This is a genomic window from Microbacterium tenebrionis, from assembly GCF_020682665.1.
Classification (GTDB): domain Bacteria; phylum Actinomycetota; class Actinomycetes; order Actinomycetales; family Microbacteriaceae; genus Microbacterium; species Microbacterium tenebrionis.
The window spans coordinates 157,546-169,944 of record NZ_JAGTTM010000001.1 but is presented as its reverse complement, the minus strand read 5'-3'; the positions used below and the strand labels follow the sequence as shown (position 1 = coordinate 169,944).

Here is a 12,399-nt window from a genome sequence, read left to right as displayed (position 1 = left end):
GTTGACATGTTCGAGAGATTCACGGACCGAGCCCGTCGTGTGGTCGTCCTCGCCCAGGAAGAGGCGAAGATGCTCAACCACAACTACATCGGCACGGAGCACATCCTGCTCGGCCTCATCCACGAGGGTGAGGGCGTCGCAGCCAAGGCCCTCGAGAGTCTCGGCATCTCCCTCGACGCCGTGCGCGAGCAGGTGCAGGACATCATCGGCCAGGGTCAGCAGCAGCCCACCGGCCACATCCCCTTCACGCCGCGTGCGAAGAAGGTGCTCGAGCTGAGCCTGCGCGAAGCGCTCCAGCTCGGCCACAACTACATCGGCACCGAGCACATCCTCCTCGGCCTCATCCGCGAGGGCGAGGGCGTGGCCGCTCAGGTGCTAGTCAAGCTCGGCGCCGACCTGAACAAGGTCCGCCAGCAGGTCATCCAGCTACTCTCCGGCGCCCCGGGCCGCGAGCCCGCCGCCGTCGGCGCGCAGGCGCACGAGAATGCGCAGAGCGGAGCCCAGGGCGGATCCGCCGTCCTCGACCAGTTCGGCCGCAACCTCACCCAGGCCGCGCGCGACAACAAGCTCGACCCGGTCATCGGGCGCGAGAAGGAGGCCGAGCGGGTCATGCAGATCCTCTCGCGCCGCTCCAAGAACAACCCCGTCCTGATCGGCGAGCCCGGCGTCGGCAAGACCGCCGTCGTCGAGGGCCTCGCGCAGGCCATCGTCAAGGGCGATGTGCCCGAGACGCTCAAGGACAAGCAGCTCTACTCGCTCGACCTCGGATCGCTCATCGCCGGATCCCGCTACCGCGGCGACTTCGAGGAGCGCCTGAAGAAGGTCACCAAGGAGATCCGCACCCGCGGCGACATCATCGTCTTCATCGACGAGATCCACACCCTCGTCGGTGCGGGCGCCGCCGAGGGCGCGATCGACGCCGCCAGCATCCTCAAGCCCCTCCTCGCACGAGGCGAGCTGCAGACGATCGGCGCCACCACGCTCGACGAGTACCGCAAGCACTTCGAGAAGGATGCCGCGCTCGAACGCCGCTTCCAGCCGGTGCAGGTGAACGAGCCGAGCCTGCCGCACGCGATCAACATCCTCAAGGGACTGCGGGACCGCTACGAGGCGCACCACAAGGTCCAGATCACCGACGGCGCACTCGTCGCCGCGGCGAACCTCGCCGACCGGTACGTCTCCGACCGCTTCCTGCCCGACAAGGCCATCGACCTGATCGATGAGGCCGGCGCCCGCCTGCGCCTGAGCATCCTCTCCAGCCCGCCCGAGCTGCGCGAGTTCGACGACAAGATCGCCGCCGTCCGCGAGCAGAAAGAAGCAGCCTCCGAGGAGCAGGACTTCGAGAAGGCCGCAGCCCTCCGCGACGAGGAGAAGAGCCTCCTCGCCGAGCGCCTGCGCCTCGAGAAGCAGTGGCGAAGCGGCGACGTCGCCACCCAGGCGGTCGTCGACGAGGGTCTGATCGCCGAGGTGCTCGCCCAGGCGACCGGCATCCCGGTGTTCAAGCTCACCGAGGAGGAGTCCAGCCGCCTCGTCTTCATGGAGAAGGCGCTGCACCAGCGCGTCGTCGGCCAGGAAGAGGCGATCGCGGCCCTCTCCCGAACGATCCGCCGCCAGCGCGCCGGCCTCAAGGACCCGAAGCGTCCCTCGGGCTCGTTCATCTTCGCCGGCCCCACCGGCGTCGGAAAGACCGAGCTCGCCAAGGCGCTCGCGGAGTTCCTCTTCGATGACGAGGCAGCGCTCATCTCGCTCGACATGAGCGAGTTCGGCGAGAAGCACACCGTCTCGCGTCTGTTCGGAGCGCCTCCCGGATTCGTCGGATTCGAAGAAGGCGGCCAGCTGACCGAGAAGGTCCGCCGCAAGCCGTTCTCGGTCGTCCTGTTCGACGAGATCGAGAAGGCCCACCCCGACATCTTCAACTCGCTCCTGCAGATCCTCGAAGAGGGTCGCCTGACCGATGGCCAGGGCCGGATCGTCGACTTCAAGAACACTGTGATCATCATGACGACGAACCTCGGCTCGTCCGCGATCGCCGGTGGTCCTGTCGGATTCCAGATCGAGGGCAACGCGCAGACCAGCTACGAGCGGATGAAGGGCAAGGTCGACGAAGAGCTCAAGCGCCACTTCAAGCCCGAGTTCCTCAACCGCGTCGACGACGTCATCGTCTTCCCGCAGCTGTCGAAGGACGAGCTCGTGCAGATCGTCGATCTGTTCGTCAAGCGCCTCGGCGAGCGTCTGCTCGACCGCGACATGACGGTCGAGCTGACGCAGGCTGCCAAGGAGCGGCTCATCGACATCGGCTTCGACCCGGCGCTGGGCGCCCGCCCGCTGCGTCGTGCGATGCAGCGCGAGATCGAGGACCTGCTGTCGGAGAAGATCCTGCACGGCGAGCTGAACCCCGGCGACCACGTGAAGGTGGATGCCGCCGACGGCAAGTTCCTGTTCGAGACCGGCCCGCGCGGCGAGAAGGTCGCGGTCGGCGTCGACACCTCGGGCGGCGCGATCACTGCGACCCCCGATCTCGCGGCGGCCTCGGGCGACTGACGACAGCTCACTGAGCGACGGAGGGGCGGATGCTTCGGCATCCGCCCCTCTCGCGTGTCCGGACCGTGTGCACAACTTCGGACCCGAGGGGCGACACGCCGCGGGTCCGTTCCCTCCGGCGGCGTGTCACACACGGCATCCGAAGCTGTGCTCCCTCGACGCGGCGCTCGGGGTCTTGCCGCGGCGAGTTCTAGGCTTGAGGGGTGAGCTACACCGTCCGATCCGCGCGCAGCGCCGACATCCTCGGCATCCACCAGTTGCTGGCGCCCCTGGTCGAGCGGCGCATCTTGCTGGGCAAGGACCTGGCCGTGCTGTACGGCGCGGTGCAGGAGTTCGTCGTCGCCGAGCAGGACGGGCAGCTGATCGGATGCGGCGCCCTGCACGTCATGTGGGAGGACCTCGGCGAGATCCGAACACTTATCGTGCGCGACGACAGGCTGCGCCACGGCGTCGGTCGTGCGATCGTGGAGGCTCTCGAGGAGCGCGCCCACGAGCTCGGGCTCACCCGGCTGTTCTGCCTCACCTTCGAGGTCGACTTCTTCACCCGTCGCGGGTTCTCGCCGATCGGGGAGCAGGTCGTCGACCCCGACGTCTACTCGCAACTGCTGCGCAGCCCGGATGAGGGCGTCGCGGAGTTCCTCGACCTCGCCCACGTGAAGCCGAACACCCTCGGCAACACCCGGATGCTGAAGAACCTGTGACGGTGCGGGCCTGATGACACCCAGCAGAGCGGTCTACCGGCGCCGGCGCCTCGCCTTCTTCACGATCCTCATCCTCGTCCTCGCGGCCATCGCGGCCGGAGCATGGCTGCTCATCGCCCAGCCGTGGGCGGGCGCGGACGCGCAGGCAGCCCCGACCGACTCGCCGTCCGCCAGCCCGAGCGCGACCGGATCCGAGACTCCGGCACCAGAAGGGTCGGAGTCGCCGGAGCCCGAGCCGACGGCATCCGGACCCGCGCCGTGCCGCGCCGCCGACGTCGTCGTCGAAGCGGTCACGGATGCCGAGGGCTATCAGGCCGGCACGAATCCGAAGCTGTCGATCTCACTGAAGAACGCCAGCTCCGCGGACTGCACGATCGACGTCGGGTCGGCGACCCAGGCGTTCACGATCTCCAGCGGCGACGACATCTGGTGGCGATCCACGGATTGCCAGGAGAATCCCAGCAGCATGGTCGTGACCCTCGCAGCGGGCCAGGAAGTGACCAGCGCGGAGCCCATCACCTGGGATCGCACACGCTCCGATACCTCAACGTGCGAGCAGGAGAACCGGCCGCGAGCACCCGGCGGCGGCGCCTCGTATCACGTCGCCGTATCGATCGGCGGATTCGACGCCACGACGACGCGGCAGATCTTCCTTTACTAGCTGGTGCTCATTCTTTGGGATACCATGGAATAGCTCTCGGCACATACCGGTGTCAGCCATCCCCAGTGGCGTCGTATTCAGCGTCCCCAGCGCTTCGACATTTCGCCGGTCGAGAGCCCGCGGGCCCTTCCGAGTCATCCAATCCCCAATGGATTGCTCGGGAGGGCCCCTCTTTTATGCTGGAGGCATGGCGTCCAAGAAGTCCCCCAAGCCCCGCCCCGAGGAGTTCCGCTCCGAGGCCCTCGCCGCGGCGCTCGAGAAACAGGATGTCGCCGCCGTCGCGCTGGCCCTGCGTCACGGCAACACGGTCGTACCGCTGCTGCGCGCGGGTGCGCGCGACAACCCTCTCGACGGGGGCGAGGTGTGGACCTTCCGCGACCCGAACACCGGAGAGGTCGCGCTGCTGCTGTTCAGCGACGCCAAGAACAAGCCGGCCAACCTGCCGCCCGACATCGGCATCTACTCGCCGGCATGGCTCGAGAAGTTCCTCACCACGCACCGCGAGACGATCACGACCGTCTTCCTCGACATCGCGGGCCCGCATCCCATGCAGGCCTCGCCGGATGAGCTGCTGAAGGCGCTGGCGTAGTTCAGAACGGGGGAACCGCGTCCTCGTGGCGACGCGGAGCAGTGGGCGCTGACCGGCGGCTGCGCACGCGCACGGCATCGAGCGCATCGGCCAGCTTCTCGGATCGTTCGTCCACGACGCGCGTGTACCCGAGCCGTGCCGCCTCGCCGCGGCGCTGAGCGGCCTGCGTCACCGGGCGGATCTCACCGGCCAGCGACAGCTCGCCCACGGCGGCGACCGTGCGCGGCACAGACACCCCGGTGATGGCCCCCGCCACGGCGATCGCGATCGCGAGGTCGGCAGCGGGCTCGGTGAACCGCACACCGCCCACCGTCGACACGTACACATCGAGCTTCGAGGTGGCGATCTGCCCGCGCTTCTCGAGGATCGCCAGCACCATCGCGACGCGCGCGGCATCCAGCCCTGACACCACCCGGCGCGGGTTGGGCGCGGCGGTCTCGACGGTCAGCGCCTGCACCTCGACGGGCATCGCCCGGCGTCCCTCCATCGCGATCGCGACGCAGGTGCCGGGTTCGGTCGATCCGTGCCCCAGGAACAGCCCGGACGGATCGGGCACCTCGGCGATGCCGTCGCCGGTCATCTCGAAGCATCCGACCTCGTCGGTCGGACCGAACCGGTTCTTCAGCGCGCGGATGAACCGCAGCGCGGTCTGCCGGTCGCCCTCGAAGTGGCACACGACGTCGACCAGATGCTCGAGGATGCGGGGACCTGCGACCTGACCGTCCTTCGTCACGTGGCCGACGATGACGATCGGCAGATGCCGCTCCTTCGCAACCCGGATGAGTGTCGCCGCCACCTCGCGCACCTGGCTCGGCTGACCGGCAGCACCGTCGGACAGCGACGACGACACGGTCTGGACGGAGTCGACGATCACGAGCTCGGGCTTCACCTCATCGATGTGCCCGAGGATCGTCGCGAGGTCGGTCTCGCTCGCCAGGTACAGCTCATCGTGCAGAGCGCCGGTGCGCTCCGCACGCAGCCGCACCTGGGCCTGCGACTCCTCGGCGCTCGCGTACAGCACGCGGCGACCGCCCCGCGCGGCCTGCGCTGCCACCTCGAGCAGCAGCGTCGACTTGCCGACGCCCGGCTCGCCGCTGAGCAGGATTGCCGCACCAGGCACGATGCCGCCGCCGAGAACACGATCGAACTCGCCCACGCCGCTCGATCGTCGAGGCGTGTCGGCGGTCGTGATCTGAGTGATCGGCCGGGCTGCGCGCGCCGACCCGGGGGCGACGGCGCTCACCCGCGGCACACCGGCGGTGGACACTTCTTCGACCGTTCCCCACTGCTGACACTCGCCGCAGCGCCCGACCCACTTCGACGTCGTCCACCCGCATTCGGAGCATTTGAAGGGGGCGGGAGCGGGACGACGGGTTGCCATGCGACAAGGCTATCGATGGCATCCGACATCCCTACCGCCGCAGAGCGATTATTCACGGCCCGAGAATCACGGGCTGATCAGGAACTCGCCATAATTGAGGTATGGCTACCGCCCGGCCCGCATGCGGCCCGATCTCGACCTTCTCCCGGGTGCAGATCCTGCACCTGGTGCAGTCGCGATCCCGCCGCACGATCGGCGAGCTGTGCGAGGCGACGGGGCTGCATCAGAACACGGTGCGCGAGCACCTGCAGCGCCTGATCGACGGCGGCTACGTGCTCGCCGAGACCGAGCACCGCACGACCCGTGGTCGCCCGCGCACGCTGTACAGCGCGGCCACCGGCGCCCCCGAGGCATCCAGCCCGATCGCCCGTGACAAGGTCAGCGCCGCCGCCCGCCGCGGCGACCTCATGCGCCGGGCGCTGCCGTCCACGGCATCCGATCTCGGCCGCGAGGCCACCTATCAGCTCGACGCCCTCGTCGAGCACCTCGAAGAAAGCGGATTCGAGCCCGTCATCGACGACGGCCGGCTCACCATCGACCTCACCCCGTGCCCGCACGCCGCGGCGCGACCCGAGGACCGCCCGGTGCTGTGCCGGGTGCACCTGAGCCTCATGCAGTCTGTGCTGACCGAGGCCGGCGGACCGCTGTCTGCCGACTTCGTGCGCGACCCTGCGCTGCCTGAGGAGTGCGTCGTGCAGTTGAGAGACACCGCGGCCTGACGGCCATGCGTGATTCGAGAGAGGACATATCGTGATGGAGTGGCTGGATCCGCTGGCACTGGCCAGGTGGCAGTTCGGTCTCACGACCGTGTACCACTACCTGTTCGTCCCGCTGACGATCGGCATGGCGCTGGCCGCCGCGATCTTCCAGACCGCGTGGGTGCGCACCGGCAAGGTCCACTACCTGCACCTGACCCGGTTCTTCGGGAAGATCTTCCTCATCAACTTCGCCATGGGCGTGGTGACCGGCATCGTGCAGGAGTTCCAGTTCGGCATGAACTGGTCGGACTACTCGCGCTTCGTCGGCGACGTGTTCGGCGCCCCGCTCGCGTTCGAGGGGCTGCTGGCGTTCTTCTTCGAGGCGACGTTCATCGGTGTGTGGATCTTCGGCTGGGACAAGCTGCCGCAGAAGCTCCACCTGGCATCCATCTGGTGCGTCGCGATCGGCAGCACCCTGTCGGCGTACTTCATCATCGCCGCCAACGCCTTCATGCAGAACCCGGTCGGCTACGAGTACAACCCCGTCACGAACCGCGCTGAACTCGTCGACTTCTGGGCGCTGCTGACGAACCCGGTGGCGCTCGCCGCGTTCCCGCACACCATCTTCGGTGCGTTCATGTTCGCGGCCGGTGTCATCATCTCGGTATCGGCCTGGCACCTCTACCGAGGCCAGCACCTCGACACCATGCGCGTCTCTCTGAAGTTCGGTCTGTGGGGCATGCTCGTCTCGACCGCCGGCGTGGTGCTCTCGGGCGATCAGCTGGGCCTGGCGATGTACGCCGCCCAGCCGATGAAGATGGCCGCCGCCGAGGCGACGTTCAACACCGTCTGCGGGGCGGATGCCTCGTTCAGCCTGTTCACGCTCGGCACGCCGGACGGCTCGTCCGAGCTGTTCTCGATCCGCGTTCCGTACCTGTTGTCGCTGCTGTCGACGCACAGCTTCGACGAATGCGTGCACGGCATCAATGACCTGAACGCCGAGTACGCCGCGACATATGCCGATCTCGGCATCGACAACTTCGCTCCGGTGCTGTGGATCACCTACTGGGCGTTCCGCTGGATGATCGGCCTGGGCCTGCTGCACGCGTTCATCGCGCTGGTCGGCCTGTGGGTCACCCGTAAGGGGGCGAAGCGGCCGGTCGCGAAGTGGATGTGGAAGATCGCCATCTGGTCGTTCCCGCTCGCACTGCTCGCCAACATCGTCGGGTGGGTGTTCACCGAGATGGGCCGCCAGCCGTGGATCGTGTTCGGGCTCATGAGCACCCGTGACGGCGTCTCACCAGGCACCACGGGACTCGAGGTGCTCATCTCGCTGATCTCGTTCACCGCGATCTACGCCGCGCTCGCGGTGGTCGAGGTCCGACTGATCGTGAAGGCGGCGCAGAAGGGGCCAGACACCGACGAACAACCCGCTGACGAGACGGCCCAGCTGCCGTCGACTGTGTATTGAGAGGCGACCATGGATCTCGCAACGCTCTGGTTCGGAATCATCGCCTTCCTCTTCGTCGGATACTTCGTGCTCGACGGCTTCGACTTCGGCGTGGGCATGTCGCTGCCGTTCCTCGGCGGCGTCGGCAAGAACCGCGACGACGTCACGCGCCGGCAGATCATCAACACGATCGGCCCGGTGTGGGATCTCAACGAGACCTGGCTCATCGTCGCCGGTGCCTGCCTGTTCGCGTCGTTCCCGGAGTGGTACGCCTCGCTGTTCAGCGGCTTCTACCTCGCCCTGCTGCTGATCCTGCTCACGCTCATCATGCGCGGCGTCTCGTTCGAGTACCGGCACCAGGGCAAGTCGGAGCGCTGGAAGGCCGGCTTCGACCGCATGATCGTGATCGGCTCGGCCGTGCCCGCGTTCCTCTGGGGCGTCGCGTTCGCCAACATCGTGCAGGGCGTCGCGCTCGACGAGAACCACGTCTACACCGGCACGCTCTTCGATCTGCTGAACGTGTACGCGCTGCTGGGCGGACTCACCACACTCCTGCTGTTCTTCACTCACGGAGCGACCTTCATCGCACTGAAGACCGACGGACAGTTGCGGTCGGATGCGCGCCGTCTGGCGTTCCGGGCCGGCCTGATCACGCTGGTGGTCGCCGCCGCGTTCCTGGTCTGGACGGTCGCCGCGCACTTCTCGATCGCCGTGCTGGTCCTCGCCGCGCTCGCCGCCGTGTCGCTCGTGCTGTCGATCGTCTCGAACCTGCGCGGCCGCGAAGGCTGGGCGTTCACGTTCGGCGCGCTGACCACGCTGTTCGCGGTGGTGACGCTGTTCGCGGCGCTGTTCCCGAACGTGCTGCCGTCGACGATCGACCCGGCGTTCAGCCTGACGATCGCGAACGCCTCGAGCACCGAGTACACGCTGCAGATCATGACGTGGACGGCCCTGGTCGCCCTGCCGCTCGTGCTGCTGTATCAGGGGTGGACCTACTGGGTGTTCCGCAAGCGGGTCACCCGCGCCTCGATCGAGGGAGCGCCGGTTCACGCGTGAAGCCCGTCGATCCGCGCCTTCTGAAGTACGCCGGCGCCGCGCGAGGATTCTTCGTCCTCGCCGCCGCGATCGGCGTGCTCCAGACCGCGGTCGTGATCGCGTTCGCCTGGTTCCTGACGGATGCTGTGACCGGCGCGCTCGAGGGGCGCTCTGTCGCGTCTTCTCTCTTGTGGATGCTGGCGCTCGCGCTGCTGCGCGGCGCGCTGATCGCGGCATCCGACTTCGCGGGGATGCGTGCCGCGGCGGCCACTGGGACACAGCTGCGTCGGGCGCTGATCGGCGCCGTCGGGCGGCTGGGCCCCGGATGGCTCGCATCGCGCAACCAGGCGGCGCTCGCCGTCACGGCGGGGCACGGGCTCGAGGCGCTGGACCAGTACTTCGCGAAGTACCTGCCGCAGCTCGTGCTCACCGTGATCGCGACGCCTGTGATCGTCGTGGTGATGTGGTGGCAGGACTGGCCGAGCGGCCTGACCGCGATCATCACGCTGCCGCTCATCCCGATCTTCATGATCCTCATCGGCATCGCGACGCGCACGGTGCAGCGCAAGCAGTGGCAGACGCTGCAGCATCTCGCCGCCCGGTTCGCCGACACCGTGCAGGGGCTGGCGACGCTGCGGCTGTTCGGCCGCGAGCACCGGGCGGTGGCGCAGATCGAGGCGACGGCGGATCAGTACCGCCGCGAGACGATGAAGGTGCTGCGCTTCTCGTTCCTGTCGGGCTTCGCGATGGAACTGCTCTCCTCGCTCGCGGTCGCGCTGATCGCCGTGGCGGTGGGGTTCCGGCTGCTCGCCGGAGACCTGTCGCTCGAGGTGGGGCTGTTCGTGCTTCTGCTGGCACCGGAGGCGTTCCTGCCGATCCGTCAGGTCGGGGTGCAGTTCCACGCCGCGGCTGAGGGGGTCGCGGCGACGGAGGACGTCTTCGCGGTGCTGGACGAGGCGGGGGAAACGTCGTCTGCCACCCCGCACAAGTCCGGAGCCTTCTTGCAGAACCCTGGATCCGTGGCTTCGGTTCGCCGCACAGAGGCCGTTTCTCCGGAGTTGCGCGCAGAGAACCTCCGCGTCCGCGACCTCCCGCCGGTCTCCTTCACCGCGCGCCCGGGCACCGTGACGCTCATCGAGGGGCCGAGCGGCTCGGGCAAGTCCAGCCTGATCGCAGCTCTCCGAGGCGCCGCACCATTCGCGGGCACAGCGACGCTCGGCGGCCGTGACATCCGCGAGCTCGCCCCGGCGGACTGGATTGCCTGGGCGGGGCAGGCTCCGGGCCTCATCCGCGGGACGATCGCCGACAACGTCGCACTCGGCTCGACGGCGGATGCGACCGGCATCCGCCGCGCACTCGACGCCGCCTGCGCTGAGGACCTCGACGCCGACCTCGAACTCGGCGTGCAGGGGAGCGGGCTGTCCGGCGGTCAGGCGCAGCGCGTCGCGGTCGCCCGCGCGCTGTACCGTCACGCGCAGAGCCCGGACCGAGTGCTCGTGCTCGACGAGCCCTCCAGCGCTTTGGACGCCGACACCGAGGCGCGGCTGTGGGCGACGCTGCGCGAGCGGGCGGATGCCGGAGCCACGGTGCTCCTCATCTCGCACCGCCGCACCGCCCGTGACATCGCCGACGAGGTCGTCTCGCTGGGGGTCAACGCATGAGCCGGGCCACCACTCGCGCCCGCGGCATCCTGCGCCTGGCGCAACCGCCCGTACGTCGGTTCGTCCCCGGTCTCATCTGGGGTGTCTTCTCGGCCGTCGCCGCGGTGTCGCTGCTCGCCGTCAGCGGCTGGCTCATCGTGAGCGCCTCGATCGTCGACTCGCTCGTGCCGCTGTCGGTCGCGGTGGTCGGTGTGCGCTTCTTCGCCGTCTCGCGGGCGGTCTTCCGCTACCTGGAGCGGCTGTCCGGTCACGACGCAGCCCTGCGTCAGCTCGCGACGACCCGATCCGACATGGTGCGCAGGCTCATCCCGCTCTCGCCGGCCGGGCTCGGCCGCACCGACCGCGGGCGCGTTCTCTCGGCACTCGTGGATGACGTCGAGAATCTGCAGAACCTGCCCCTGCGGGTCGTTCAGCCGCTCGCGGTCGCCGGCATCGTCGCCGTCGGTGCGGTCGGGTTCGTCGCGTTCATCTCGCCGCCCGCCGCGCTCACGCTCGCCGTCTGCCTCCTGGCGGCGGCTGTCGTCGCGATCGGACTGGGCTGGGTGTTCGGCGCCCGCGCCGAGGAGCGGGTCTCTCGCGAGCGGGCCGAGCTCTCGGCATCCCTGGTCGACTACTTCGGCAGCCTCGACGTGCTGCTCGCCTACGGCGCGGAGCCGGCGGCCCGCGAACGCATCGAGCGCGCCGACGCGGCGGTGCGCCGCACGGTGACGCGGGCATCGCTGGCGCAGGCGATCGCTGCCGGCGTGGTGTCGGTTCTCGCCGGCGTGGCGTCGGCGTGGGCGGTCGCTGCGGCATCCCCGGGTCTGGCGACCGGTGCGATCGACGGCCCGTGGCTCGCGGTGGTCGTGCTCGTGCCGATGGTCGTGTTCGAGGTGTTCGGCGCGGTCCCGGTGGCTGCAGCATCGTGGCGGAGCGTGCGGGCGAGCGCCGAGCGTGTGGTCGATGTGCTGCCGGCATCCGTGCCGGAGGAGCTGCGGGCGGATGCCGGCAGCGATGACGTGCCGCCGGGAGCAGCCGTGCGCTTGCGCGACGTGCGGGCCTCGTGGCCGGGCGGAGCGCCGGCGCTCCGCGGCGTCACGCTCGACGTCGCGCCGGGGGAGCGGGTGCTCGTCACGGGCCCCAGCGGCGCCGGCAAGAGCTCGCTCGCCGCGGTGCTCGTCGGGTTCCTGCGCGCCGAGGGCGAGTTCACGATCGGCGGGACGGATGCCGCGACCCTAAGCGGACCGGCGCTCCGCCGAACGATCGGCCTGTGCGAGCAGCATCCGCAGCTCTTCGACGAGGACATCCGGCAGAACCTGCTGTTCGCGCGCGACACGGCCACCGACGACGACCTGCTCGCCGTGCTCGAGCGCGTCGGGCTGGGGGACTGGGTGCGGGGGCGCGGAGGTCTGGACGCCCGCGTCGGCGATCGGGGCGCGCTGGTGTCGGGCGGTCAGGCGCAGCGCATCGCGCTCGCCAGGGCGCTGCTGCGCGGGTTCCCCGTACTGGTCCTCGACGAACCGACGGCCGGCGTCGATCCCGAGGCATCCGACGCGCTGCTGCGCGATCTGCTGGGGGCCGCGGGCGACCAGTCGGTGATCCTGATCTCGCACGTCGCGCCGCCCGAGGGGACCGTCGATCGGGTCGTGCGGATCGAGGCCGGCCGCACTGTTTGAGCCGCGGGCCGCGCAGACAGCACGACG

The 12,399-nt window shown here is 69.2% G+C and carries 10 protein-coding genes; 9 read left to right on the top strand and 1 reads right to left on the bottom strand.

The genetic code is table 11. The features are described 5' to 3' along the window. The first annotated feature begins 6 nt into the window (after positions 1–6). The 4 genes from KEC56_RS00870 (at position 7) to KEC56_RS00855 (ending at position 4,492) form a co-directional block, all read left to right on the top strand. The gene (locus KEC56_RS00870; RefSeq protein ID WP_175985043.1) at positions 7–2,541 is read left to right on the top strand and encodes an ATP-dependent Clp protease ATP-binding subunit; all 2,535 of its coding nucleotides are present in this window, start codon (positions 7–9) and stop codon (positions 2,539–2,541) included. 203 nt (positions 2,542–2,744) lie between these two features. Beyond that, positions 2,745–3,242, top strand: coding sequence for an amino-acid N-acetyltransferase (locus KEC56_RS00865; protein ID WP_175985044.1), 498 nt, complete (start codon positions 2,745–2,747; stop codon positions 3,240–3,242). Between the two features lie 13 nt (positions 3,243–3,255). Next, complete coding sequence (locus KEC56_RS00860) at positions 3,256–3,903, top strand: RAD23 family protein (protein WP_227529437.1); 648 nt, start codon at positions 3,256–3,258, stop codon at positions 3,901–3,903. A 187-nt stretch (positions 3,904–4,090) separates the two neighbouring features. After that, on the top strand, positions 4,091–4,492 hold the full coding sequence (locus KEC56_RS00855; RefSeq protein ID WP_175985045.1) for an SseB family protein: 402 nt from the start codon (positions 4,091–4,093) through the stop codon (positions 4,490–4,492). 1 nt (position 4,493) lies between these two features. On the opposite strand, the gene radA is transcribed toward KEC56_RS00855, so the two are convergent. Next, a complete protein-coding gene (gene radA, locus KEC56_RS00850; RefSeq protein ID WP_227529436.1) occupies positions 4,494–5,873 on the bottom strand; it encodes a DNA repair protein RadA in 1,380 nt (459 codons plus the stop codon). Between the two features lie 101 nt (positions 5,874–5,974). Between radA and KEC56_RS00845 the strand changes: the two genes are divergently transcribed. Genes KEC56_RS00845 through cydC form a run of 5 tightly spaced genes read left to right on the top strand, consistent with a single transcriptional unit; the run spans position 5,975 to position 12,372 of the window. Continuing rightward, positions 5,975–6,592, top strand: coding sequence for a helix-turn-helix transcriptional regulator (locus KEC56_RS00845; RefSeq protein WP_227529435.1), 618 nt, complete (start codon positions 5,975–5,977; stop codon positions 6,590–6,592). 34 nt (positions 6,593–6,626) lie between these two features. Beyond that, positions 6,627–8,042 carry a cytochrome ubiquinol oxidase subunit I gene (locus KEC56_RS00840; protein WP_227530117.1) on the top strand — a complete coding sequence of 472 codons (1,416 nt, stop codon included), beginning with the start codon at positions 6,627–6,629 and terminating at the stop codon, positions 8,040–8,042. 9 nt (positions 8,043–8,051) lie between these two features. Then, positions 8,052–9,077: a cytochrome d ubiquinol oxidase subunit II gene (gene cydB, locus KEC56_RS00835; protein ID WP_227529434.1), complete on the top strand. Its 1,026-nt coding sequence runs from the start codon at positions 8,052–8,054 to the stop codon at positions 9,075–9,077. After that, complete coding sequence (cydD, locus tag KEC56_RS00830; RefSeq protein WP_227529433.1) at positions 9,074–10,717, top strand: thiol reductant ABC exporter subunit CydD; 1,644 nt, start codon at positions 9,074–9,076, stop codon at positions 10,715–10,717. The genes cydB and cydD overlap by 4 nt, the downstream gene beginning before the upstream one ends. Beyond that, a complete protein-coding gene (cydC, locus tag KEC56_RS00825; RefSeq protein WP_227529432.1) occupies positions 10,714–12,372 on the top strand; it encodes a thiol reductant ABC exporter subunit CydC in 1,659 nt (552 codons plus the stop codon). The genes cydD and cydC overlap by 4 nt, the downstream gene beginning before the upstream one ends. Positions 12,373–12,399 lie beyond the last annotated feature (27 nt).

What these genes read in the sequence shown, in the direction of transcription:
- cydC (WP_227529432.1), top strand. Translation starts at nt 10,714, where the DNA reads ATGAGCCGGGCCACCACTCGCGCCCGCGGCATCCTGCGCCTGGCGCAA.
- KEC56_RS00870 (WP_175985043.1), top strand. Translation starts at nt 7, where the DNA reads ATGTTCGAGAGATTCACGGACCGAGCCCGTCGTGTGGTCGTCCTCGCC.
- KEC56_RS00860 (WP_227529437.1), top strand. Translation starts at nt 3,256, where the DNA reads ATGACACCCAGCAGAGCGGTCTACCGGCGCCGGCGCCTCGCCTTCTTC.
- cydB (WP_227529434.1), top strand. Translation starts at nt 8,052, where the DNA reads ATGGATCTCGCAACGCTCTGGTTCGGAATCATCGCCTTCCTCTTCGTC.
- KEC56_RS00855 (WP_175985045.1), top strand. Translation starts at nt 4,091, where the DNA reads ATGGCGTCCAAGAAGTCCCCCAAGCCCCGCCCCGAGGAGTTCCGCTCC.
- KEC56_RS00845 (WP_227529435.1), top strand. Translation starts at nt 5,975, where the DNA reads ATGGCTACCGCCCGGCCCGCATGCGGCCCGATCTCGACCTTCTCCCGG.
- radA (WP_227529436.1), bottom strand. Translation starts at nt 5,873, where the DNA reads ATGGCAACCCGTCGTCCCGCTCCCGCCCCCTTCAAATGCTCCGAATGC.
- KEC56_RS00840 (WP_227530117.1), top strand. Translation starts at nt 6,627, where the DNA reads ATGGAGTGGCTGGATCCGCTGGCACTGGCCAGGTGGCAGTTCGGTCTC.